Annotated in this window: 23 protein-coding genes; 13 read left to right on the top strand and 10 right to left on the bottom strand. The window is 64.7% G+C overall.

Going from position 1 to position 24,160, the window contains the following annotated elements:
• Positions 1-13: 13 nt before the first annotated feature.
• Complete coding sequence (locus NOF53_RS19055) at positions 14-778, top strand: maleylpyruvate isomerase family mycothiol-dependent enzyme (protein ID WP_255971557.1); 765 nt, start codon at positions 14-16, stop codon at positions 776-778.
• Between the two features lie 27 nt (positions 779-805).
• Here the strand turns inward: NOF53_RS19055 and NOF53_RS19050 are convergent, their stop codons facing one another.
• Complete coding sequence (locus NOF53_RS19050) at positions 806-1,231, bottom strand: pyridoxamine 5'-phosphate oxidase family protein (RefSeq protein ID WP_255971555.1); 426 nt, start codon at positions 1,229-1,231, stop codon at positions 806-808.
• 151 nt (positions 1,232-1,382) lie between these two features.
• On the opposite strand from NOF53_RS19050, the gene NOF53_RS19045 reads away from it, so the two are divergent.
• Positions 1,383-2,435, top strand: coding sequence for a Dyp-type peroxidase (locus NOF53_RS19045; protein WP_255971553.1), 1,053 nt, complete (start codon positions 1,383-1,385; stop codon positions 2,433-2,435).
• A complete protein-coding gene (locus NOF53_RS19040; RefSeq protein WP_255971551.1) occupies positions 2,432-3,238 on the top strand; it encodes a family 1 encapsulin nanocompartment shell protein in 807 nt (268 codons plus the stop codon). The genes NOF53_RS19045 and NOF53_RS19040 overlap by 4 nt, the downstream gene beginning before the upstream one ends.
• A 24-nt stretch (positions 3,239-3,262) precedes the next feature.
• On the opposite strand, the gene NOF53_RS19035 is transcribed toward NOF53_RS19040, so the two are convergent.
• Genes NOF53_RS19035 through NOF53_RS19020 form a run of 4 tightly spaced genes read right to left on the bottom strand, consistent with a single transcriptional unit; the run spans position 3,263 to position 7,046 of the window.
• Complete coding sequence (locus tag NOF53_RS19035; protein ID WP_255971549.1) at positions 3,263-4,594, bottom strand: hypothetical protein; 1,332 nt, start codon at positions 4,592-4,594, stop codon at positions 3,263-3,265.
• Entirely contained in the window at positions 4,591-5,010 is a 420-nt protein-coding gene (locus NOF53_RS19030; RefSeq protein ID WP_255971547.1) for a hypothetical protein, read from the bottom strand. The genes NOF53_RS19035 and NOF53_RS19030 overlap by 4 nt, the downstream gene beginning before the upstream one ends.
• On the bottom strand, positions 5,011-5,199 hold the full coding sequence (locus NOF53_RS19025; RefSeq protein ID WP_255971545.1) for a hypothetical protein: 189 nt from the start codon (positions 5,197-5,199) through the stop codon (positions 5,011-5,013).
• A complete protein-coding gene (locus tag NOF53_RS19020; RefSeq protein WP_255971543.1) occupies positions 5,196-7,046 on the bottom strand; it encodes a hypothetical protein in 1,851 nt (616 codons plus the stop codon). The genes NOF53_RS19025 and NOF53_RS19020 overlap by 4 nt, the downstream gene beginning before the upstream one ends.
• A 263-nt stretch (positions 7,047-7,309) precedes the next feature.
• On the opposite strand from NOF53_RS19020, the gene NOF53_RS19015 reads away from it, so the two are divergent.
• Positions 7,310-7,822, top strand: coding sequence for a CGNR zinc finger domain-containing protein (locus NOF53_RS19015; RefSeq protein WP_255971541.1), 513 nt, complete (start codon positions 7,310-7,312; stop codon positions 7,820-7,822).
• A gap of 42 nt (positions 7,823-7,864) precedes the next feature.
• On the opposite strand, the gene NOF53_RS19010 is transcribed toward NOF53_RS19015, so the two are convergent.
• Together NOF53_RS19010 and NOF53_RS19005 are read right to left on the bottom strand one after the other, a co-directional pair.
• The gene (locus tag NOF53_RS19010) at positions 7,865-8,296 is read right to left on the bottom strand and encodes a VOC family protein (RefSeq protein ID WP_255971539.1); all 432 of its coding nucleotides are present in this window, start codon (positions 8,294-8,296) and stop codon (positions 7,865-7,867) included.
• 86 nt (positions 8,297-8,382) lie between these two features.
• Positions 8,383-9,552: an LLM class flavin-dependent oxidoreductase gene (locus NOF53_RS19005; protein WP_255971537.1), complete on the bottom strand. Its 1,170-nt coding sequence runs from the start codon at positions 9,550-9,552 to the stop codon at positions 8,383-8,385.
• A gap of 133 nt (positions 9,553-9,685) precedes the next feature.
• Between NOF53_RS19005 and NOF53_RS19000 the strand changes: the two genes are divergently transcribed.
• The 3 genes from NOF53_RS19000 (at position 9,686) to NOF53_RS18990 (ending at position 13,462) form a co-directional block, all read left to right on the top strand.
• Positions 9,686-11,011 (top strand): MFS transporter, encoded by a 1,326-nt coding sequence (locus NOF53_RS19000; protein WP_255971536.1) that lies wholly within the window; start codon positions 9,686-9,688, stop codon positions 11,009-11,011.
• Positions 11,012-11,108: 97 nt separating this feature from the next.
• Positions 11,109-11,816, top strand: coding sequence for a TetR/AcrR family transcriptional regulator (locus NOF53_RS18995; RefSeq protein WP_255971535.1), 708 nt, complete (start codon positions 11,109-11,111; stop codon positions 11,814-11,816).
• Entirely contained in the window at positions 11,813-13,462 is a 1,650-nt protein-coding gene (locus NOF53_RS18990) for an FAD-binding dehydrogenase (protein WP_255971534.1), read from the top strand. Before NOF53_RS18995 ends, NOF53_RS18990 begins: the two co-directional genes overlap by 4 nt.
• 43 nt (positions 13,463-13,505) lie before the next feature.
• On the opposite strand, the gene sfnG is transcribed toward NOF53_RS18990, so the two are convergent.
• Entirely contained in the window at positions 13,506-14,621 is a 1,116-nt protein-coding gene (gene sfnG, locus NOF53_RS18985) for a dimethylsulfone monooxygenase SfnG (RefSeq protein ID WP_255971533.1), read from the bottom strand.
• A 100-nt stretch (positions 14,622-14,721) separates the two neighbouring features.
• Here sfnG and NOF53_RS18980 point away from each other — a divergent pair, with 100 nt between their 5' ends.
• From NOF53_RS18980 to NOF53_RS18970, 3 genes are all read left to right on the top strand, one after another.
• Positions 14,722-15,987 (top strand): acyl-CoA dehydrogenase family protein, encoded by a 1,266-nt coding sequence (locus tag NOF53_RS18980; protein ID WP_255971532.1) that lies wholly within the window; start codon positions 14,722-14,724, stop codon positions 15,985-15,987.
• Positions 15,984-17,204: an acyl-CoA dehydrogenase family protein gene (locus tag NOF53_RS18975; protein ID WP_255971531.1), complete on the top strand. Its 1,221-nt coding sequence runs from the start codon at positions 15,984-15,986 to the stop codon at positions 17,202-17,204. The genes NOF53_RS18980 and NOF53_RS18975 overlap by 4 nt, the downstream gene beginning before the upstream one ends.
• Positions 17,205-17,302: 98 nt before the next feature.
• Positions 17,303-18,514, top strand: a complete 1,212-nt coding sequence (locus NOF53_RS18970) for an SfnB family sulfur acquisition oxidoreductase (RefSeq protein ID WP_255971530.1) — start codon at positions 17,303-17,305, stop codon at positions 18,512-18,514.
• 10 nt (positions 18,515-18,524) lie between these two features.
• Here the strand turns inward: NOF53_RS18970 and NOF53_RS18965 are convergent, their stop codons facing one another.
• Positions 18,525-19,997: a glycoside hydrolase family 183 protein gene (locus NOF53_RS18965; RefSeq protein ID WP_255971528.1), complete on the bottom strand. Its 1,473-nt coding sequence runs from the start codon at positions 19,995-19,997 to the stop codon at positions 18,525-18,527.
• A 507-nt stretch (positions 19,998-20,504) separates the two neighbouring features.
• On the opposite strand from NOF53_RS18965, the gene NOF53_RS18960 reads away from it, so the two are divergent.
• The 3 genes from NOF53_RS18960 to NOF53_RS18950 are packed head-to-tail and all read left to right on the top strand — an operon-like array spanning position 20,505 to position 23,420.
• Positions 20,505-21,503, top strand: coding sequence for a ScbA/BarX family gamma-butyrolactone biosynthesis protein (locus tag NOF53_RS18960; protein WP_255971526.1), 999 nt, complete (start codon positions 20,505-20,507; stop codon positions 21,501-21,503).
• Entirely contained in the window at positions 21,500-22,165 is a 666-nt protein-coding gene (locus NOF53_RS18955; protein ID WP_255971524.1) for an HAD family hydrolase, read from the top strand. Before NOF53_RS18960 ends, NOF53_RS18955 begins: the two co-directional genes overlap by 4 nt.
• 22 nt (positions 22,166-22,187) lie before the next feature.
• A complete protein-coding gene (locus NOF53_RS18950; protein ID WP_255971522.1) occupies positions 22,188-23,420 on the top strand; it encodes a cytochrome P450 in 1,233 nt (410 codons plus the stop codon).
• Here the strand turns inward: NOF53_RS18950 and NOF53_RS18945 are convergent.
• Entirely contained in the window at positions 23,411-24,106 is a 696-nt protein-coding gene (locus NOF53_RS18945; protein ID WP_255971520.1) for an enoyl-CoA hydratase-related protein, read from the bottom strand. The genes NOF53_RS18950 and NOF53_RS18945 overlap by 10 nt on opposite strands.
• Positions 24,107-24,160 lie beyond the last annotated feature (54 nt).

The following is a 24,160-nucleotide window of genomic DNA, read 5'->3' as shown; positions in this document are numbered from 1 at the left end:
TTACCGTGAGCGGATGACGAACCCCGGCACGCCCCTCCTTCTCGACGTTCTGCGCACCGAAGGGCAGCGCATCGCGTCGATGCCGGCCGACGCCCTTGCCGCGCCGGTGCCGTCATGCCCGGGCTGGACCCTCGAACACGTGGTCCGGCACACCGGCAAGGTCCACTTATGGGTGACCGCCGTGATGCAGGCAGGCCCCGAAGCCGCCCTCGACCAGTCTCGCCCGGCGCGGCAGATGCCACGGGGACCGGAGTGTCTCGACGCCTACCGTTCGGCTCACGAGTCGATGATGACCGAGTTCGAGCAGCGACATCTCGATGAGCCCGCACCCACCTTCGTCGGACCCGCAACCTTGCGGTGGTGGGTTCGCCGTCAGGCCCACGAGGCGACGGTCCATCGTTTCGACGCCGCCGATGCCGTCCACACGGCCGGTGGGCCACTGCCCGAACCCGCAGACCCCACCGCAGCGGCCGACGGCGTCGACGAGTGGATTCAGGCCATGGCCTCACGATTTCTCGGCGCGGGACAGGTGCCCGAAAGCCTGCTCGGCCGCACCGTGCACCTGCACGGCACCGACACCGGTGACGCCGAGTGGCTGCTGGCCTTCACCGACGAGGGCATGTCCGTCACGACCGAACACACGAAAGCCGACGTCGCGTTGCGCGGCTCCGCGGAACGACTACTCCTCGCCGTGTGGCGGCGGCGGCCGCTCGACAGCCTCCAACTCTTCGGCGACGAAGCCGTTGCCGAAGCTCTTCTCGACACCGTGCAGGTCTGAGGCGTTTCACCCGGGCACCGGAGGGAGTCAGCTCGATCCCATGTCTGCCGATCGCCAGTGCTCGGGGCGGAGGTAGATGGCGACCTGTTCGCCGAGTTGGGCCTTGGCGAACTCGAGGTAGGCGTCCACCTTCTCCGGCGCGAGGTAGCGCTGGGTGATCTCCCGCATCATGTCGTCGGTCCCCGGGGCGGTTCGCGTCACCGCGCCCTCGACGGAGACATATCGGACGGTGGGGTCGACTCGTTCGACCATCATCGTGAATCGCCCGGCCGCCTCGATGAGGCGCGCCTTCTCCGAACCGGCGCCGGTCAGTACCCACAGATCACCGCCCGGGGCGTACTGATACCAGATCGGGACCGTCAGAGGTCCGCGGCCCTCACCAGCGGAGACCGACAGCGCCGCGATGTGCGGCTCGGACAGGAACTGTTCGCGCTCGTGCACAGAGAGTGGCATGCCCCGACGATAGAGCCACCCACCGACACCGTGGTCCCGAAACACCGTGGTCCCGAAACACCGTGGTCCCGAGTCGACGAATTCGGACGAGGGTGTTGAATGGGACCCGTCGGTCGGTGCAGCGTCGTTGTCGAAATGATCGGAGGCCGTGATGCCGGGTCCAGTGCCGAGATTGGCGGCGCAAGCCGTTCTCACACCACCGAGTGCGGCGTCCCTGTTTCTCGTCGTCGTGGCGGGCGAGTCGCGCGAGGACGCGCTGACGGTCCGCGACGTCGTCGCCGACCTCGAAAGCCTTCTCAAGGCGGTCGGCTTCCGGGAACTGTCGGGTTCGCTGTCGTGTGTGGTGGGCATCGGGTCCGAGTTCTGGGACCGGGTGAGCCCAGCGACCAAACCGGCTCTGCTGCACCGCTTCCTCCCCTTGTCCGGACCCGTTCACAGCGCCCCGTCCACTCCTGGTGACGTCCTGTTCCACATCAAGGCTGCCCGCGCCGACCTCTGTTTCGAGCTGGGCCGCTTGCTCGTCGCAGCGCTCGGACCCGCTGCGACCGTTGTCGACGAGGTGTCCGGCTTCCGGTATTTCGACGCCCGCGATCTCCTCGGATTCGTCGACGGTACCGAGAATCCCACCGATGCGGACGCCGAAGAGGCAGCCCTGATCGGTGACGAGGATCCGGATTTTCGCGGCGGCAGCTACGTGATCGTGCAGAAGTACCTCCACGACATGAGTGCCTGGACGTCGCTCAGCGTCACCGAGCAGGAACGGGTCATCGGGCGCACCAAGCTCGAGAATGTCGAGTTGGACGAGGACGCCCAGCCCAGCAACTCGCACGTCACCCTCAACACGATCGTCGACGACGACGGTGTCGAACACGACATCCTCCGCGACAACATGCCGTTCGGCAGCCTGGCGGCAGGTGAGTTCGGCACCTACTTCATCGGTTACGCCAGGAATCCCGGCATCACCGAACTGATGCTGCGCCGGATGTTCCTCGGCGAGCCGCCCGGCAACTACGACCGCATCCTCGACTTCTCCACGGCCGTAACGGGCACGCTGTTCTTCGTGCCGAGCCGGGAGGTCCTCGAGTCCCTCGCCGACCAATCCGAGAACGCCGAGGCGCCATCGGACGTCACCGGCGAAACCGAGCAACCAAATACGTACGACCTGTCCCTGAACATCGGTGGTCTCAAAGGAGTATCGCAATGACTGATTCGAGCAATCTGCACCGCAACCTGGCCCCGGTCACGGAGGCAGCCTGGCAGCAGATCAGCGAAGAGGCGGCTCGTACTTTCAGGCGCCATGTCGCCGCGCGACGCGTCGTCGACGTCGCCGGGCCGTTCGGTTACTCCTACTCCGCCCACAACGTCGGCCGGGTCACCCCGATCACGACTTCCGACAGCAGAATTCGGGCACAACTGCGCCAGGTCCATCCGCTGGTCGAACTGCGCTTCCCGTTCACGCTCAGTCGCGCGGAGGTCGACGACGTGGCCCGGGGCTCACTCGACTCCGACTGGCAGCCCGTCAAGGACGCCGCGAAGGCCATCGCGTTCGCCGAAGACCAGTCGATTTTCGACGGATTCGAGCAGGCTGGAATTCGCGGCATCGGCGCGTCCAGCGACAATCCCGTCCTGAGCCTGCCCGAAGATCCGCTCCTCGTTCCCGACGCGGTGGCCTCGGCACTGTCGGCGTTGCGTCTCGCCGGTGTCGAGGGACCGTACTCGGTGGTGCTCGACGCCGACACGTACACGGCAGTCAGCGAGACTCGTGACGCCGGGCACCCGGTCTTCCATCACCTCGACGCCCTGGTCACCGGTGACATCATCTGGGCACCGGCGATCCGCGGCGGGTACGTGCTCTCCACCCGTGGCGGTGACAACCAACTGACCCTCGGATCCGACCTGTCCATCGGCTATGACAGCCACACCGCGACCGAGGTGACGCTGTACCTCGAAGAGACGTTCACGTTCTCCTCGCTCACCGCCGAGGCCGCCGTCGTCCTCCAACGCTGAGTTCTCCAATGCTCAGCGCGGGCGTCAGCCGCCGAACAGCAGGTACAGCCCACCGAAGGTGTACGTGACCATGATGAGCAGTAGTGCCAGCTGTCCGGTGAGCTGATGCCCTCGCGGCAATATCCTCACCGATGCATCGTGCGCGGCAACCACGCCCAGGACGTGCCCGATCAGCACACAGAGCACCTTGATCGACGCCGTCGCGGAAGGGTGTTCGGACAAAACGTAAGCCACGTCGGCGTTGCCCAGTCCCAGCAGATTCCATCCGCGTCCCAGCGGGTCGGCCAACAGGATCACTGCCGCCTGCCCCTTCTCCACCAGATACGTCAGGTAGTGGGCGAACACGTAGCCGATGATGATCGGGATCAGCGAGTGAGACAGTGATCCGGGTAGTGCGGCGCGCTGTTCGGGTCGCAGGCCTCCTGCCGCCCTCGCGGCCGCCCAGAACGACACCCCGACGAAACCGATGAAGACGAGAAGTCCGGCCGTGCGTGCCAACGTCTCCCCCACCGCCCCCCCGGCCCCGTCGAGTGTGCGCTGCCACCACGGAAAGGCGGAAAAGCTGTCGAACGCCGTCGACCCCAGCAAGGTAGCCATCAGCGCCACCGACCCGGCACGAACGGGCATCGAGCCCAGATGGTCGAGCGGATTACGCAACGCGATTCGGCCGTCACCGCGGTTGCGACTGAGCGGCGACAACCGGGATGCAAGGGTGCTGTAGACCTCGAAGGGGTCGCCTCGCTCGCACCAACGTTCACCCGCGACGACAGCGCCGACCAACGTCACCACAAGGTAGACGACGCACCAGGTGCGCACGGCGGCAACCGAACCCGGATCCGAGAAGGCGAGTTCGAGCCACACGAACGCGAACAGTCCCACCACGGCCGGCCGGTATCCCCACGAGACGCGGTACCGTCGATTTGGTTCGGAGGGTGAGCGTCCGAGCGCGGCGCATGCGAGTCGGTGCAGTGTCCGTACCGGAGACAGGACCCGCCATATCGGACCGAACGCCAGCGACGCCGCAACCAGGCCCACCCACAGGAGCACGTAGAACACACCGGGCAGCGCATTCTCCGCGGACGTCGGCGGTCCGAAGAAGGCGGCCAGAGCCACCCATGCGGTGAAGACCAGCGCCACACCCGCCAGGACGTTCCTGGTGATCGGCGAGTCCGCGAACCGCGTGACCCAGAGGGGAAGGGCACGACCAGGCCTGTCGGGATCGAGCTTCGGGGTCTTCCAAGCGAAGGCCAGGACGACGAACGACGCGGTCAGCGCCCAGCTCGCCCCGATCAGGGCATAGGTGAACGGAATCGGGAGATCGGTGGACCCACCGAGCCCGTGCGCGAGCAGGGTCACGGTCGCACGAGCAGGGTGGCCACCGTCTTGCCGGTCTCATGCAGTTCCAACGCCACCTGTCCGGGAACCTCTACCGCAAACTGGGTCTGCTGACCCGTTCCCGGGTGAATCTCGAACGAGTGCTCCGGCACCGCATGGACGTGCAGCTCGTCGTCGGCATCACTGTCGATGCGCACGGTCACTGTCTGTCCCACCGCGACGTCGATGCGCTCGTTGGTGGGCGTCACCGTGCCCTCGCTGATCCGGACGTCGATCACGACACCGTCGTCGGCCGCTTCCGGTGTGGTTTCTGCCGAGGTTCCACCGGCCGGCGTACCAGTGACAGGAGCAGGGCCTTCGTTCCCGGTCCCGCAGCCGGACACTACGAGAAGAACACCCGCGGATACCGCCACCACGGCGGTCAACCGCCTGATCACCTAGACGTCCTCCTCTTTCGGGGCCGATGATTCATCGCCGGCGTTCTCGGCGGCCTCGGCTTTGCGGTCACGGACCGCAAGGTAGACGATCAGACCGACGACGAGGAATGCCGGAACGAAGGCAGGGATCGCCAACAACACCGAGTGGTCCGCGAGATAGACGACGTTCGGGTCGCTCGCCGGACTCATGTCACGTTCACATCCTCGCGGGTGTCGGCGGTCGCCTGTCCCCGGGTGTACTTGCCGATCCGCCCGGCGCCCCATGCCAGCGCGGAGACGAGTGCGAGCGTGCAGGCCAGCACCACCAGAGACGCGGCGGCGAACAACCAGCTGGGGTGATCGAAATTACGTTCGCGCTGCAAGATGGTGATCTCCGGAACGAACTCGCGGGTGAACGAGGCCTCGGCGGGCAGTTCCTCGGCACCGATACCCGGGTCGCTCGGCAGGAAGATCGGTACGGCCGTCATGGTGCGTCCGTCCTGCACGCGCAGCAGCGTCTTCCACGTTCCGTGAACCGGCACGGGCTCGTTGGTCCGGTACGTTCCCGGCCCGGTGCGTTCGAGGTTGTCCACGGTGAAGCCGTTGTCGAGGTCGGGACCGCCCTGCCAGGACAGGATGGACACCCAGGCCGGATCGTCGCTCGCCAGTTCGGGAGGATCGATCGTGACCTCGGCGTTGACCATACGGCCGCCTTCGGGTGCCGCGTCGGTGAGCGCGACTGTGGCCGTCGCGTTCTCGGGAACGGTGGCGATCAGTCCGTTGGCGGTCGCACCGCCGATCACCAGAACGGTGGCGACCACGATGGTCCTGCTGAGCGCGGGACGCGGCAAACCCTCGGACCGCAGGACCCGGCCGAGCAGCGCACCGCACGCTCCTGCTGCGATACCGACGGGCACAGCCATCGCCAGCGCCTCCGGCCACATACTGGTCGGCCAGGGGTAGAGGTACATGGCGTCGATCCACAACGATTCGAGCCACAGACCGACGGTCGCGACGAGGAATCCGCCCACCGCGCCGAATGCCACCCGGTTCTTGATCAGCGGTGTGAGGGCGAGCAGTTCGATGACCACGGCCGCGCCGAGGCACAGTTCGAACACGTTGGTCGGAGCACCGAGCACCGGGCCCACCACCAACGCGGTGACTGCACGCACCACTCCGGCGACGGCGACCGCGACGAGGGCCGCGAACGGACCGAGGACGATGCGTGCGGCAACCAGCGCGAATGCGGCAGCACCGGCGATCATCATCGGCTGCAGGACCAACCGGAACTGTTCGACACCGAAGTCGTACTCGATCTGGAAGACGGACAATCCGATGATCAGTCCACCGAAGGTGCCGCACCGGAGGAACCAGATGAGCCGACTGTCGGGCACCTTCTCGCCCGCCTTGGCGGCGCGGCCTTCGAAGTCGAGGAGGAGAACGCCGATCAGCGACAGTCCCGCTCCGCCGATCAGCATGAGGTGAGTGGGGCCCCACAGCGTGACGTCCTGACCGAAGATGCGGTGCCAGACGTCGTCGAGCGGAAACCCGATGAGGGCGTACAGACCTGCGCCGGCCACCAGCACGCCGCCGACCGGGACGTACCAGGTGCGGGTGATCTTGAGCGCCGCGGGACCGGGCTTCTCGTCGCGGGGCAGGATCATCGCCAGCATGCCGGTGATGAACAGCAGGAACAGGCCTACGAGGATGAAGTAGTGAGCCGGGTTTGCCAGAGGGCCGTCGTCACGTCCGCGGCCGATGTGAAGACTCACATCCCAGATGAAGCCGAAGAACGCCGTGAGGATGGTCCCCACGAAGGTGAACAGGGGCAGCGCCACCCAGGCGGGGCGATCGAGCGTGCGGCCTGCGGCGTCGGCGATCGACTGCAGCCACGTGATCTTGCGCGTACGGTGCAGGTACGCGATCCATAGCAGTCCGATCGTGATGACCGCCGTCGCCACGGTGATCCCGATGATCTGGTCGAACGCTGCGCCGCCACCCTCTCCGCCAGACTGCGCGAAGATGAGTGAACTCGAAGTAACAGTAACTTGGCTCACGTGGTGATTATGTGCGCCTCGGGCGAAAAATGCCAGCCCTTCAGCGGGGAGGTCATCTTTCCGTAGGGGAATCTATGCCTTTCTGCGATCAGACATAGATCCGCTTAGATGCCGCTACGGAATTCTCTACCAGTACTAATCGCCAACGTCCGCAGCTACAGCCGCTGTAGACCACCGCGCCCGTACTCGTCCGATGTCGCGATGATTCCTGCCATTGATGCTCGTGCCGTTCGCTCATGCGTCCAGCGTGATGTAATGGCATTGTGCATCTCAACCCTTACGGCGAGTACGCGGTAGAACTCGCCGCCGATCTGGCGAATCGTCGACCTCAAACCATTGGCGAACTGGTGACCCGATGCATCGATGCCGGGATCGTCGTCGATTTCCCGGTCTCTGAGGACGACCTCGGCGAGGTGCTCGCCATGCTCGACCGGTGGGTGGTGGTTGCGGACGCCGGGAACGAGGAGGACCGCGCCGAGCAGGTCAATCTCCTCCTCGCGAAGGCGTCCGCCTACCCACGACTGACCAACCACGCCGGCGACGGCTGGCATCTGCACTATCGCGACGACCAGCACTCCCTCGCCGGAGTGCTCGAAGCGCTCATTTCCGTCGGAACCGCACTGCATCTCGTCGGCCGGGGAATGCACCGCCTCGGCCGGTGCGCAGTGGACGAGTGCACTTTGATCTATGCGGACACCTCGCGGAACGGGCGGCAACGCTACTGTTCGCCCCGTTGCGCCAACCGGGACGCGGTCCGCCGTCACCGTTCACGTTGACGGTCCAGTCGGACGGTCCGGGCGCGAAAGAGTGCGGCGCAATCAGTGCGGGAAATCCTCACCGGTGAACTCGCGCTTCTCCACCAGCACCAACCAGTTCCCGGAATTGTCTCGCATCACCGCTTCGACGCCGTAGGGACGCTCGGCCGGAGGCTGCGTGAAATCGACTCCCTTCGCGCGCAACTCCTCGTACGTCTTCCGGCAGTCGGTGGTGGTCAATCCGAATCCGCCCATCGTCCCAGCCGCCAGAGAGCGCCGGACCGCCTCTGCCATGTCGGTGTCGAGCGGGGGACCGGGCTTCATCAGGGTGACCTCGAGCTCTGGGTGGTCGGGGTGCATGATCGTCACCCAGCGAAACCCGTCACCCATCGTGACGTCCGTGCCCTCGACGAAGCCGAGCATGTCGACATAGAACGTTATCGCGTCGTCTTGATCCGTGACGTACAGCGTCACGAGCGATACACCTGTAATCATCTGCTGCCCCTGCCTGCGTGGTTTGTTCTCCACAGAACGTACGCCGAGGACGCAAGGTGCAGTGCTTCTTCGAAATTGCTTGGGACCTACCGACGAGACGACAGGAACGCCGTCGACCCCGACAGGTCGCCCGGACGGTAACCGCGAGGTTGGACGAGCCCGCGGCGCTCGAGGACGGGCCGCACACCCTCCCCGAAGCGGTAGGACTCTTCGAGGTGCGGGTAGCCGGACAGCACGAAGTGGTCGAGTCCGAGTGCCGCGTATTCGGCGATGCGGTCCGCGACCTCCTCGTGAGAGCCGACCAGCGCGGTTCCGGCGCCACCACGGACCAGTCCGACACCCGACCACAGGTTGGGCGCCACCTCGAGGCTCCGCGCGTTGCCGTCCTGCGAATACGCGCTGCCTCCGCCGTGTAGCTCGCGCATGCGCCGCTGCCCCTCCGAGCCTGAGCGGGCAAGGCTCTGTTGCGCCTGTTCGACCGTGGCCGGATCGAGCGCCCCGAGTAACCGGTCGGCTTCCGCCCACGCCTCCTCCGAGGTGTCGCGGCTGATCACGTGCAGTCTGATGCCGTAATCGAGAGTGCGACCCTGCACCTCGGCGAGGTCCCGGATCCACGCGATCTTCCCCGCGACGGCACTGGGCGGCTCACCCCAGGTGAGGTATGTGTCGGCGAACTGGGACGCGACGGTACCCGCCGCAGGTGACGACCCTCCGAAGAAGATCGGTGGCACCGGATCGGGGAGCCGCTGCAGCGCAGCGTTCTCTACCCGGATGTACTCACCGGCGTAGTCGACGGGACCGTTGCCCGCCCACAGCCGCCGGATGACATCGAGGAACTCTCCGCACCGCGCGTACCGCTGGTTCTTGTCGAGGTAGTCGCCGTACGTGCGCTGTTCGTGGTCTTCACCACCGGTCACCACATTGAGCAGCAGGCGACCCTGCGACTGCCATTGGAAGGTCGACGCCATCTGGGCCGCGAGCGTCGGGCTGAGCAACCCTGGCCGCAATGCCACCAGGAATTTCAGTGTCTCGGTGGTCTCCACCATCATCGCGGTGGTGAGCCATGCGTCCTCGCACCAGGCACCGGTGGGTGTGAGAACCGATTCGAAGCCGCTCGCCTCCGCGGCGGCGCCGATCTGGTTGAGGTATTTCAGCGTTGCGGGACGGTCTCCGGCCATCGCGCTTCCGTGGCCGCCTGCCATCAAGTTGCGGGAGTCACCATAGGTGGGCAGGAACCAGTGGAAATGCAGAGACACGCGGGATCCTCTTGTCGTCGAAGATGGGCAGCGCGCCCAGTTCATCAACCGGACCGCCCGGTCGGGAGGCTTTTATTCACGGTGATTCGGAGGGGTGAAAGCTGACGGCGGACACCGATAGCGTCACCGGGCCATGACCACGCTCTCCCAACCCGCCTCCACGCCGTCCACCGAGTCCGACGTCGAGCGGCGTACGCGGTTACGCACCGTCGTGGCCGCCAGCCTCCTCGGCACGACGGTGGAGTGGTACGACTTCTTCCTCTACGCGACTGCCGCCAGCTTGGTCTTCAACCAGCTGTTCTTCCCCGACCAGACCTCGTTTGTCGGCACCATGCTGGCTTTCGCGACGTTCGCGGTCGGTTTCGTTGTCCGCCCGATCGGTGGCGTCGTGTTCGGCCACATCGGCGACCGCATCGGACGCAAGAAGACGCTCGCGCTGACCATGTTCATCATGGGCATCGCCACCGCCCTGATGGGCGTGCTGCCCACCGCCGAGCAGGTCGGTGTTCTCGCCCCCGTGCTTCTGCTGCTGCTCCGGATCCTGCAGGGGTTCGCCCTCGGTGGCGAATGGGCGGGCGCCGTGCTTCTCGCCGTCGAACACAGTTCCGCCCATAGGCGCGGGTTGTTCGGGAGCATTCCGCAGATCGGACTCGCCCTGGGCCTCGCGCTCGGTACCGGAGTATTCGCGGCGCTGCAGGTGATCTTCGACGACACCCAATTCCTGTCCTACGGGTGGCGAATCGCCTTCCTGCTCAGCCTGATTCTCGTCATCATCGGCTTCGTCGTGCGGTTGAAGGTCGAGGAGACCCCGGCATTCCGGGAGGTACATGATCTGCAGACGCGCTCCTCCGCTCCGTTGAAGGACGTGTTTCGCGGTCGCGTCCGCCGCAGCAGTGTGCTCGGGTTGCTCTCGCGCTGGGGTGAAGGGGCCGCGTTCAACACGTGGGGCGTCTTCGCGATCACCTACGCGACGAACAACCTGGAATTTGCGAAAGTGCCCGTCCTGCTGGCTGTCACGATCGCGGCGCTCGTCATGGCGGTACTGCTTCCGTTCTCGGGACTCCTGGTGGATCGGTACGGAGCCCAGAAGATCTACATCATCGGAATCGCGGCATACGGCTTGGCGGTGTTCCCGACATTCGGCCTGTTCGGCACCGAGAACCTCGTCCTGTTCACCGTCGCGCTGGTGTTGGTCTTCGGGATCTTCCACGCACTGTTCTACGGAGCGCAGGGCACCCTCTATGCGAGCCTCTATCCCACCGAGATCCGCTACACCGGACTTTCGGTGGTGTATCAATTTTCCGGGATCTACGCCTCCGGGGTGACTCCGATGATCCTCACCGCCCTCATCGCCGTCGGCGGCGGCACCCCGTGGCTCGCGTGCGGCTACCTCGTCGCGACCTCGGTTGTCAGCGTCGCCGCCACTTCTGCGATCCGAAAGCAAGACCTCTACCTCTGACACGGGCATTCGTCGGCACTTTCTCGATACAGCAGCGTATCCGATACGTTATTGTATCGAATAAGTCCGTCGGTCCCGGTGTAGTAGAGGAGGAAGCATGCCGACATCTCCGGCGTCCTCTCCCCAACATGCCATCGACGCGCCGAGCAGGGTGACGAAACGGCGAGGACAGACTCGTCGGCGCCTTCTCGACGCTGCCTGCGAGGTGTTCTCCGAGAACGGGTTCGGACGATCGACTGTCGAGCAGATTTGCGAACGCGGCGGTTATACGCGCGGAGCCTTCTACTCCAATTTCGCTTCGCTCGACGAGATGTTCTTCGCCATGTGGGAGCAGCGATCCAGCGCCATGCTCGAGCACATTCGACTGGCAGCCGAGTCGTCGAACATCGATCTGGCCGATCTGCCGCCGTCGGAAAAGGTGCGCGCCGGTACCGCCCTGATACTCGACGTCGTTCCCGTCGACGACCAGTGGTACCGGATCAATGCGGAATTCACCGCGCATGCTTTACGTAATCCCTCGTTGAAGAAGGCGCTCGCGGCGCGCGAGGAGGCGATCCTGAACACGATCGTGCCGATCCTCGAGAGCGCGCTCGGCCGGCTCGGCCGCACAATTACCGGCGACCCGCGGGTATTGGGTCGCGCCTTGGTGGCCGTACACGACGGCACAAGCGTCCAGTGCCTGATCGAGGACGCCAGCGTGTCCGCCCGCGAACTGCGCATCGAATTGTTCACCCACGTCGTCCTGGCGTACAGCCGGCCCGACACCACCGCACCACACACCGCTCGAGAAGAGGAGTCTTCGTGACCGAACAGGCTGATGTCATCGTCGTCGGCGCCGGCTTGGCCGGACTCGTCGCCACGTACGAAATGGTCAAGGCGGGCCGGAAAGTCCTGGTGGTCGAGCAGGAAAGTTCGTCGAACCTCGGTGGGCAAGCCTTCTGGTCGCTCGGCGGCTTGTTTCTCGTCGATACACCCGAACAGCGCCGCCTCGGCATCAAGGATTCCTACGAGCTCGCGATCCAGGACTGGATGGGCACCGCCGCCTTCGACCGCGAACGAGAGGACCAGTGGCCCCGGTTGTGGGCGCAGGCGTACGTCGAGTTCGCCGCCGGAGAGAAGAGGCAATACCTGCACGACCTCGGCCTGCGTCTCATGCCCAATGTGGGGTGGGCCGAACGTGGTCGGGGATCTGCTCTCGGGCAGGGTAATTCGGTGCCCCGCTTCCACATCACCTGGGGCACGGGACCAGGTGTCGTCGAAATCTTCCTCACCCGCGTCATCGCCGCCTCGCAGCGCGGACTGGTCACCTTCAAGCACCGGCATCAGGTCGACGAGATCGTCGTCACCAACGGCGCCGCCACCGGCGTGCGCGGCACCGTCCTCGAACCCTCCACCGAGCCTCGCGGGGTGAAGAGCTCGCGAACGGCAGTCGGCGACTTCGAGTTCTCCGCACAGGCGGTGGTCGTCACCTCCGGCGGCATCGGCGGCAACCCCGAGCTGGTGGCGAAGAATTGGCCTGCCCGCCTCGGCAGGGCACCCGAGAACATGCTCGCCGGTGTCCCGGCGCATGTCGACGGCAGAATGCTCGAGATCACCGAGAACGCGGGCGGCAACATCGTCAACCGCGACCGCATGTGGCACTACACCGAGGGCATCCAGAACTGGGACCCCATCTGGCCCAATCACGGCATCCGGATTATTCCCGGACCATCGTCGATGTGGTTCGACGCCAACGGAAAACGGTTGCCCAGCCCCAACTTTCCCGGGTTCGACACCATGGGGACGCTGGAATACATCATGAACAGCGGTCACCACTACACGTGGTTCGTGCTCGACCAGAAGATCATCGAGAAGGAGTTCGCCCTGTCGGGCTCCGAACAGAACCCCGACATCACGGGCCGGAATTTCAAGCTCCTCGCCGAGCGCTTGAAGAAGGGTGCTCCCGGACCGGTCGAGGCTTTCAAACAGCACGGGGCCGATTTCGTCGTCCGCGACAACCTTCGCGATCTCGTCGACGGTATGAACGCTCTCACCGACCAGCCCCTGATCAAGTACGAGGACCTCGAACACGAAATCGTGGCCCGCGACCGCGAGGTGAAGAACAGCTACAGCAAAGATTTCCAGGTGATGGCGATTCACAACGCGCGTAACCTTCTGGCGGACAAGATCACCCGAGTTGTCGCACCGCACGAACTGCTCGCCCCCGAGAACGGCCCACTCATCGCCGTCCGGTTACACCTCCTCACACGCAAGACCCTGGGTGGGCTCGAAACCAACCTCGACTCGCAGGTCATCAAGCCGGACGGAACGCCGTTCGAGGGGCTCTACGCCGCTGGTGAGGTCGCCGGATTCGGTGGCGGCGGAGTGCACGGTTACAGCGCCCTCGAGGGCACCTTCCTCGGTGGCTGCATCTTCTCCGGACGCGCTGCGGGCCGAGCCCTCGCCCGGTAGGCGGCTCCGCCACCCGTGCGTGGTTAGCGAGTCTCTGGACTCGCTAACCACTCACGGGCGCGAGCCTCTCGGAAGCCTCGAGCTCCCGCACGAGCGGCAGGACCTTGGCACCGAAGTACTCGATCTCCTCCTGGAAGTGGAGGAACCCGCCCAGAATGAGATCGACTCCGCGACGCCGGTATTCGACGATGCGCTCGGCGATTTGCTCGGGTGTGCCAATCAGCTGGGTACGAAACCCGTCGTTGTACTGCACCAGATCTTCGAAGGTCGAATCCGCCCACATGCCCGACTTGTCGGCGGTGGACGCACCCGCCTGCTGGACGGCCGACTTGAACCCTTCGACGGCCGGCTTGTTGGCTTTGTCGATGATTTCCCGGAGAGTGTCGCGGGCTTCCTTCTCGGTGTCGCGGGCGATGATGAAACCGTTGAGCCCGAACTTCACTTCACGGTTCGCCTCCCGTGCATGCCGGCGGAGGTCGACAACCTGCTCGGTGACACCGTCGTAGTCCTTTCCGTTGGAGAAGTACCAATCCGCGTAGCGTCCGCCGTTGACCCGGGCCGCTGAGGAGTTCCCGCCCTGGAACAGTTCCGGGTTGGGCCGTTCCGCAGTGTTCAGCGGCTTGGGCTTCAACGTGAAGTCGTGGATGCGGTAGAAGTCCCCACGAAAGTCGACCTCGTCTTCGGTCCAGATCTTGCGTAGTACCTGCAGGAACTCGGAGCTACGCCGGTACCGCTCGTCGTGTTCGAGCCAGGGCTCGCCGAGGTGGGTGAATTCGTCCTTGAACCAGCCGCTCACCACGTTCACCGCGAACCTGCCGTTCGACAGGTGATCCGCCGTGGCCCCCAGCTTCGCCAGCACCGCGGGCTGCCACAAACCCGGATGCACCGCCGCGATCACCTTCAGCCGCTCGGTGGCCAGTAACAGCGCGAGACTGAAACTGGTCGACTCGTGCTGGAACTCCGCGCCGTAGCTCGCCTCGTATCGCACCTGGCTGAGCGCATACTCGAAACCGTTGTTCTCCGCCGTCTGAGCAAGCTTCTTGTTGTACTCGTAATCCCAGCTCGTGCGTTGCTCGATGTCGGACGTGACGAGCCCGCCACTGACGTTGGGCACCCAGTAGGCGAACTTGATCTGATCGGCGATGTGTTCCGTTGACATACCCAGCATGAAACCTGCCCACCGCGGTTGCGCCCACCCTTCCGATCATGGCGCGCACAACCCTTCCTCGCCCCCACTCAGCCGTGTGAGCTTCTCCGACATGACAGCCGTACAGGAACGAAGAGCTGCTCCACCGATCGCGAGCGAGACGGATTACGACACCCTCGCGAGCACTTTCCGCCCAATTTTCTCCGACATCGCCGAGGGCGTGGTGCAGCGCGAGCGCGACCATGTACTTCCCTACGAACAGATCGACGCTTTGAAAAAGGCCGGTTTCGGGGCGATCCGGGTACCCACCTCGTATGGCGGATTCGGCGCCAGCATTCCTCAGCTGTTCCGGCTTCTCGTCGAACTTTCCGCCGCGGATTCGAACGTCATTCAGGCCCTGCGTGGGCATTTCGCGTTCGTCGAGGACCGTCTGGTGGCCGCCGACGGCCCGGATCGCGACCTGTGGCTCCAGCGCTTCGTCGACGGCCAGCTCGTCGGGAATGCGTGGACGGAGATCGGGGACGTCGCCCTCGGTGAAGCCAACACCAAAGTCTCCCCCTCGCCCGACGGTGATCATTTCCTCGCGAGCGGCACCAAGTACTACAGCACGGGATCCATCTTCGCCGACTGGGTCGACCTGTATTCGCAGCGCACCGATACCGGCACATTCGTCATCGCCGCCGTCGACGCCCGCCAACCGGCCGTCACCCACAGCGACGACTGGAACGGTTTCGGGCAGCAGACTACCGGTTCCGGCACGTCGACCTATGACAACGCAATAGTTCAGCCGGAGAACATCTTCGACTTCTCCACCCGCTTCAAGTATCAGACCGCGTTCTACCAGCTGTTCCACCTGGCGACTCTGGCCGGGATCGCCCGGGCAGCGACGGACGCCATTGCTGCGCGCGTCGCCGTCCGCACCCGCACGTTCAGTCACGGCAACGCACCCACCTACGCCCAGGACGCCCAGATTCAACAGGTGGTGGGTGAGGTGTCTGCTGCCGCGCACGCAGCCGAGGCCATCGCGATCCACGCCGCGGAGCCGGCGCAATGGGCCTACGAGGCCGCGTTCGGTAGCGACCCCGACGAGGAGAAGTCGGCGAACATCGCCGCCGAGATCGCCTCTGCTCGAGGTCAAATTGCCTCGACGTCCCTGGTCGTCCCGGCCACCGCGAAGATTTTCGACGCGCTCGGCGCCTCCGGCGTCGACCGGAATTGGGACCTCGACAGGTTCTGGAGAAATGCGCGCACCGTGGCCAGCCACAACCCGGTGGTCTTCAAGGCGAAGGTCGTCGGCGACTACGAAATCAACGGAACAGAACCCATCTATGTCTGGGCCATCGGAACCGCACGGAGCGACAAGGGAGAGAAGGCATGACAACCACAGAAGAGAAGGTTTGGGCGGACACCCCGACCACGAGCGCGGAGTGGATCGCCCGCGCACGCGAGGTGAGCGACATTCTCGCCCGAGACGCCGTCGACCGCGACCGCGTCGGAGCCGCCCCCTACGCGGAGGTTCGGCTCCTCAAGGACAGCGGACTGGTCACTCTCCTCGGCCCCACCGACTTCGGTGGCGGCGGACAGCGCTGGGAGACGGCGTACCAAGTGGTTCGGGCGATCGCGCGTGGAGACGGTTCGATCGGGCAACTCCTCGGATACCACTACCTGTGGGCCTGGGCCGTGCGGCTCGTCGGCACCGAACCTCAGATCGGCGCGGTCGAGGAGCTGTACACCAGCAACAACTTCCTCTTCGGCGGCGCGGTCAATCCACGTGACACCGACCTCACCATCGTCGACCGCGGTGACAGCCTCGTGTACAACGGCGTGAAGTCGTTTTCCACCGGGGGCCGCGCCACCGACCTCACCGTGCTCGAGGGCATCATCGAGGGTACCGCCACCCACGTGTTCGCGATCGTCCCAACCTCTCAGGACGGCATCGTCTTCCGCGGTGACTGGGACAACCTCGGCCAGCGTCTCACCGATTCCGGTTCGGTGGAAATCAATGATGTCGAGGTGGACTGGACCGGTGCCGCAGGGTTCGTGGACAAGGAGTTCCAGCCTTTGGTTTACAACACGCTGAACTTCCCGGCACTCGAAATCGTGTTCGCTAATTTCTACGTCGGGATCGCCCGCGGCGCACTGGACACGGCTGTCGAGTACACCCGAACCCGCACCCGACCTTGGCCTTACGGAGGCGACAACAAGGAACTCGCCACCGACGAGTGGTACCTGCGCGAAGGCTACGGCGATTTGCAGGCGAAGCTGTGGGCGGTGGAGGCCTTCGTCGATCAGGTGAATCGCGAGTCCGACGCGGTCCTACACGACGCACGGGAGAATCTCACCGAGCAGGCTCGTGGCGATCTCGCCGTGCGGATTGCCGCAGCGAAACTCCGGGCCGCCGACGTCGCTCTCGAAATCGGGACCACGGTGTTCGAGTTGACGGGTGCGCGTGCCACCTCCAACAGTGTCGGGCTGGACATCTTCTGGCGGAACGTGCGCACGCACACCCTGCACGATCCCGTGGCGTACAAGCGCCGTGAGGTAGGCGGCTACGTTCTGACCGGCGAGATTCCCGAACCGACTTGGTACACGTGACAATTCCGACGAATCCGACGAATCTGCATTTCCGGTTCATCGAGTCCGGCTACCACAAGCGGTAGCCGGACTCGGCACGTCACCACACTCGGAGGACCATGACCGCCGTCCAGAATGCCCACCGGATCACCGACGAGGCGGAGGCCCTGGCCGTCGCCGCCGATCTCGCCGCGCAGTTCGCCGCCGACGCGCCGGCCCGCGACGCGGACCGGACACTGCCATACGACGAGGTGCGGGCTCTTGCGCGCTCCGGACTGCTCACGCTGAGTGTCCCGCGCGAGCATGGCGGAATCGATGCGCGAACCGAAACGCTGACCGAGGTATTTCGCCTTCTCGGGGAGGCTGATCCGAGTATCGCGCAGATCCCGCACAGCCACTACACGTTCCTGGAAGTGTTGCGGCTCCAGGGGACTGCGGAACAACGCGAGTTCTTCTACAAGGAAGTTCTCGCCGGTGCGCAGTTCGCGAATGCGCAAAGCGAGCGGGGGACGAAAACCATCGACGTCGACGCCACCACTCTCCTCGAGGACGGTACCGACTTCGTGGTCGATGGAAAGAAGTTCTACTGCACCGGCGCCCTCTTCGCCGACTGGATCGCGGTACGCGCCACACTTCGCGGAACCACCACAGCGACCGGCAAACCCGCCAAAGCTGTTGCTTACGTGCCGAGATCTGCGTCGGGCCTCTCGATCGTCGACGACTGGGACGGCATGGGCCAGAGAACCACGGCGAGCGGCACCGTCACCCTCGACTCCGTGCGGGTGCCCGCGTCACACGTCGTGCCGTTCTCCCCGATCTTCGACGCACCCACCACGTACGGTTCACAGGCCCAGATTCTGCACGCAGCCATCGACACAGGAATCGCGTCGGCAGCGCTGAACGAGGCAGTCCGATCAGCACACCGGTCGCGGCCGTACTTCGAAGCCGGTGTCGCGGACGCCGTCGACGACCCGCTGCTCATCCAACTGGCCGGTGAAGCATCGCTGGCGGTTCGGGCGGCCACCGCAATGCTGCGAGAGGGTGCCCGGAGCATCGATACTGCACGCACGAGCCTGACCGAGTCGACGGCTGCGGTCGCCTCGATCGACGCGGCCGCTGCCAAGGTGGCGTCGGCACGGGCGTCACTCGAGGCGTCGTCCGTGCTGTTCGAGCTCGGGGGCACGCGGAGTGCGTCGGAGTCGGCCAATCTGTCCCGCTACTGGCGTGACGCCCGTACCCATACCTTGCACGACCCCACCCGGTGGAAGATCCAGCACATCGGCCGGTGGACGCTGTCAGGGACCGTTCCGCCCCGGCACGGGCTGCTGTAGGCGGCTGCGCCTACTCGACCTTCGCCCTCATCAGGAACACGTTGTAGTCGGACCACGTCGACATAGTGAAGTACAGATCTTCACCGCTCGACCACGGGTGGATGAAACCGCCGTACAGCTCCGGATACTCCATGGCACTGACCAGCCGGGCGCCCTCGGACCATTCACCCTGCGGTGAGTCGGATTCCCGGAGAACAATGGCCGCCTTGGAGGTGTCGAGGTAGGACATCTGCCACTTGCCGGTGGCCTCCTCGTACCGCACGGACAGTTCGCCGGCCGGCGCGTTCACGATTGGGGTCGCCTCGTTGAATCCACCGACCGGAGTCCAGTTGCCGTTGTGCCAGTACTGGTACGCCGACTTGTTGAGCACCTGATCGGCGGGAACCCGGGCGAGGCCGATCGAACCCAGCCGGGTGTTGGGGGTGCCGAACATGTAGACGAAGTCGCCGACCGGAACCATCGAGGCCACCTGGAACTTGGTGACGCCGAAGATGTTGTCCCATTTGGCGTAGGGGTCCTTGGTCCACGTGGAACCGCCGTCATCCGAGTAGGCGATGCCACCATAGTTCGTCCACCACGTGGCGGGAATGCTGTTCCACGTCCGAATCGACATGTAGCTCAGGTACTGCCTGTTTCCGACCGCGAACCCGGACGTCGGAATGGTCGTGATCTCGACGTTGTCGAGTTTTCTACTGTCCAGCAGTTCCGCCGCATGGCAACGGCTGTCCTGCACCATGCTGTCGAGGCTCATCCCGTCTGCGAGGTTGCGGTCGGAACTGAAGCCCAGGACGTTGCTGCGCCAGTCGCCACCCTGGCCACCGGGCGGCATGAATCCCTTGCCGACGGTGTCACCGAAGGCGACCGCGACCTGATCGGGCGCGCTCTCCCACATGATGCCCAGGTCGGTACCGTTGACCTGGTAGCGCTTGTCGGTCCGGCTGACGGAACCGGCCCCCGTCACCTTCGCGACACGGGTCACTTCACCGATCTCGGGGGTTGCCGGGGCGGGGCTCCGAGGGGCTTCCTCGGTTGCGGGATGAACCAGTGGTGGTGGAGGTGGTAGGGCGACGTCCGCACCGGGGACCGGAATTCCGAGGTGGAACGGGGTGAACTTCACGCTGACATCCGGGATGTTCAGTACGCTCGACAGATTCCCCGATTCGAGATCGGTCTCGTCGGTGAGGTCGGGGCAGGGATCCAGGCAGGGGTCCGCGGGTAGCGGTGGCGGAGCGATACGCGTGGGTTCCGTGGTCGGTGCCGGGTACGGAACGGTGGTGATCTTCGGGTAAGGGATCGGAACTTCGAGCTTTTCCGGGATGAGCGAACCGGTTTCATTGGTGCTGTCACTGGCACACGAACCACTGCCCGGCACCCCGTTGGACACCGTTTCGGGTTCGGCAACGGCCGAGCTCTGATTCGAGTAGACGATCACGCCCGAACCGATAGCCACCGCCGCGAAAGACGCGACCCATCTCTTCGACATCCCCGAACCCCTCCGCTGTCAACTCTGTCCGCGCGCAGGCTCATCTCGCCCACACCCGGCGAGGGCAACATAGCATCGCCCGGCTACGCCCACCGATTCCCACGCGCCATACCCGGGGGTAACATTCCGCGCCCTGCAGCCCGTACGCCGGTTGTGACGCCTGCCACGCTCGACCAGCACAAATACCCATCCGGAGAAACAATTCCGCAGGTCACGCCTCTTCCGTCGGCACCGTCTCCAGCAATGGCGAGGCGCCGACTGTGAACTCTTCGGTTGCAAGTGTTGACGACCCCCACTCCCCGGTATTCACTGATCGTGCGCAACCACCGGCCCAGCCGGACCGCGACGAGACCCCGAGCTCCTCGCCCCTGCGCTGCGGAACCTCCCGCCCTCTTCGCTCAGCACGACCGTCGTGTTCTCTCGTCGGCCGCGCCTCTTCTTCATGCCGTCCGTAGCAGGGCGTGGGTCACCGCCGCGTGGATTCATCTGTCAACGAAAGGAATCGACATGACCGCCGTCCTCGAACCAGCATTGTCATACTCGACTGCCATTCCCCGAGCACACGTCCACCGCGCCGCGATCTGCGAAGTCTTCCTCACTGACATCATCTGCGAGAGCTACCCGCAATTCCGCCTCGGCGTGCAACTTCCGCGCGTTCACAGTTACTACAGCGACCACAATATCGTTGTGCGACAGTACGACCCACTGCTTCTCCTCGAGACCTTCCGGCAGGCTTCGATCCTCATCTCTCACCGCCATGTCGATGCTCCGCTCGACGCCAAGTTCGTGTTCAACTCAGGGGCATTGGAAATCACCGACCTCGACGCGGTCCGGGTAGGGGCTGCCCCGGCGAGCGGCGTCCTCGATGCGACGATCACCGCGGAGAAAAGACGCGGCACGGAGATCGTCGGAATCACCCTGGCGATGACGCTCGCACTCGACGGAGCCGCTGCAGCCAGGATGAGCATGACCATTCAGTGGATGCCCGGCGAAGCATGGGATCGTCTCCGTCACAAAGGACGTTCACAACTGGGTCTCGAGCCGGTTCGCCCCTACCCTTTGCACGAGCGGGTAGAGCCGCGCGAGGTGGCGCGGCACTCGTTCGACAACGTGGTGCTGAGCCGCGTCGCCCTACAGGGGGACACCGTGCGCAGCCAGGTCCTGGTAGATCAGTCCCACCCCGGTCTCTTCGATCATCCACTCGACCACGTTCCCGGGGCCTTGATCTTCGAGGCCATGCGTCAGACCGCCCTCGTCGCCGCCCACGAAGTATTCGGGCTGTCGCCCCGCATGCTCGTACTCGTGGGATGCGATGCGGTGTTCGAGAGCTTCGGCGAACTCGAGTTGCCAACGGACTGCGCTGCCGTCGCAGAGGCCGAGATCTGCTCGCGCCAAGTTGTTTTCTCCGTCGCGCTCGCCCAAGAGGGTAGGCAGATTGCCCACGGCCGAGTTACCTTGCAGCGAGTCAGCGCGCTCACCTCGGCTCTCGATCGCGTGGTCCGATGACGGAACGTGAGAACCCCTTCGTCTGGTTCGATTTCGGTGGAGTTCTATCACCCCCGCTCGCCGAACTCTTCTCGACTTACGAGACGAAGACCGGAATCACACCGGCGGCGCTGCAGGCTGCGATGCAGGCCGTCGGCGACGACCTCGGCGCGCATCCACTCGCACCCATCGAGTTGGCGCAGATCACCGAGCGGGAGTGGGGTTCCCGGTTGCGCGAACACCTCGCGGCAGCGGATCCAGACCTGGATCTGTCCCGAGCGCGACTGGAGACGTTCGGCGAGCAGTGGTTCGACGGAATCGTGGTCAACTCCGCGATGGCCTCTGCTCTTCGTGGTCTGAAGGCATATGGTCATCGTGTCGGAGTCTTGTCGAACAACGTGGTCGAGTGGGAACCGTACTGGCGAGCCATCATCGAGCCGGCCGGTCCACTCGATGCCCTCGTCGACTCCTGCCTGGTCGGTGCCAGGAAGCCCGACGAGCAGATTTTCGCGATCGCGGAGAAGGTTGCCGGTGTCGATGCGTCCCAGTGCATTCTGATCGACGATCTCGCGCAGAACGTCGATGCCGCCCGCCGGCGCGGCTGGCAGGCGATCCATTTTCGGAGCAATGGTCAGGCTGCGAGTGAACTGTCCCGACTGACCGGCATCCCCGCGGTGCTGTGAACCTGAGACGAAGGAGTGCTAAATGACTATCGGGATCGCGACATCAGCTCTACTGCAGGACGGACGCGGCATCGCCGTGTCTGTCTCCGACATACCGAATCTCGACCCACCGATTGCGTACACCCCGGCGAATCCGCAAGGCCCGACCGGTCTGCCGGAGATCACGCTACCGAGCGGTCACACGGCTCTGCACATCACTCGATACGACGACGTCCTGAAAGTTCTGACGGATCCATCTTTCGGCCGCACGGACACCAACAGGGAGGACGGTCCGAGCTTTCTGCCCACGACGATGCCTCCCGACCTCCTTCTGAACCTGGACGCCCCGGACCACGGAAGAATGAAGGGCTTCGTCAACTCCGATTACAGTCCCGCATCGGTGGAGAGCCTGGAAGACTCGGTGCACCGGCTCCTCGACCGGCGGATCGCGCTGCTCCGCGGCCAGGAAAACCCCGACTTGTTCGGCACGGTGCTCGATAGGCTTCCCATCGAGGTGAATGTCCGCTTCCTCGGGATCCCCGAGGAGGACATCGACTACTTCCGCCCGTCGTCGCGGGTGGTGCAACTGGCACACGACGAGGACATTCCGGATCTACTCGAGCACTTCTGGCTCGTCTACCACTACGTCACCGACCTGGTGCAGCGCAAACGCCCAACGGAGCCGGGCGGTCTGATCGACCGCTTCCTTTCGGCACGCGGCGAGGTGAATCCGCCGCTGTCCGACGAAGAACTCGTTGCGATCCTCCTGGGGTCGGTGCTCGGCGCCGACCAGAATGTGCTGTCCGTGCTCACGAAGGCCGCGTACGTGCTGTTGCAGGCACCCGGACTCTGGAATCTACTGGTGGAGCATCCCGAGTCGGCGCCGAAAATCGTCGAGGAGTTGCTGCGGGTACTTCCCCTCGGGACCATTTCGACGTTCCCCCGGATCGCCACTCGGGAGGTTCAGCTGCGCGGTGGGGTCATTCCGGTGGATGCCGTGGTGTACGCCGACGCGTTCGCCGCGAACCGGGATCCCGAGGTCTTCCCGGAGCCCGAACTCATCGACCCGTTCCGGAACGGGAAGCGCCACCTGCAATTCGGCTACGGGATGCACCACTGCATGGGCGCCTCGTTGGCCCGAATGGAGATCACGACGGCGCTCGTCCGTCTGGCCGCCGAATTTCCGAAACTTGAACTCGCCGCGGACCCTGGTTCCCTGCAGTGGGATTCGGGCGTGATCCTGCGACGGCCGACGTCGTTACCCGTTCAGTGGTGACCAGACGCCTCCAATTGGGACAGCCCTTCCAGGGCGGTGCAATAAAGACGCTCCTTGATCGTCCGCAAGGTGGGGCCGGCTTTGGGAGCCAGTGTTCTCGCTAGTTCCACAGCGGCGGGGACTACGTCGTCTTCCTCGGCTGTCCGCTCGACGATGCCGGCGGCCAGGGCCTCGGCGCCGCTGTATCGGCGGCCGGTGGTCATGGCCGCGTTCGCGGTGGGGATCGGCAGTTTCGCGCGAATGAGTTCGGTCATGCCGACGGAGAACGGGATCTGGATGTCGACCTCGGGGAAACAGAAGTAGCCGCGGTCAGCGCGCATCACGTGCTGATCGTGTGCGAGGGCGAACATCGCCCCCGCCCCGAAGGCGTGGCCCTGGATCGCCGCGACCGTGGGTACCCCGAGCGCCAGCACCCGGGCGAACAATGCCTCCACGCGTGCACTGAAGGCGGGAATCGCGTCCGCGTTGGCCATCAGCCATTGCAGGTCGAGCCCGTTGCTCCAGAACTTGCCGGTTGCCATGGTGACGAGTGCGATCGGCCCACGCTCGGCTGCGACCACGTCGAGCTGCGATTCGACGGCGTCCATCCAGGCAGGATTCATCCGGTTCTCGTCCGAGCCGAGATGCAGGACGAGCACGTCGCCTACCCGGTTCAGTGCCGGACCTGTCATTGAAAAGAATGTCATTTCTAGAAACTATATTCTAGAACTGGTGATGTCCAGCGCCCGGATCTGAAAGAA

The organism is Rhodococcus tibetensis (assembly GCF_024438035.1).
Classification (GTDB): Bacteria; Actinomycetota; Actinomycetes; order Mycobacteriales; family Mycobacteriaceae; genus Rhodococcus_F; species Rhodococcus_F tibetensis.
Note: the sequence above shows the minus strand (reverse complement) of the source record. Positions and strands in the feature narration are given on the sequence as shown.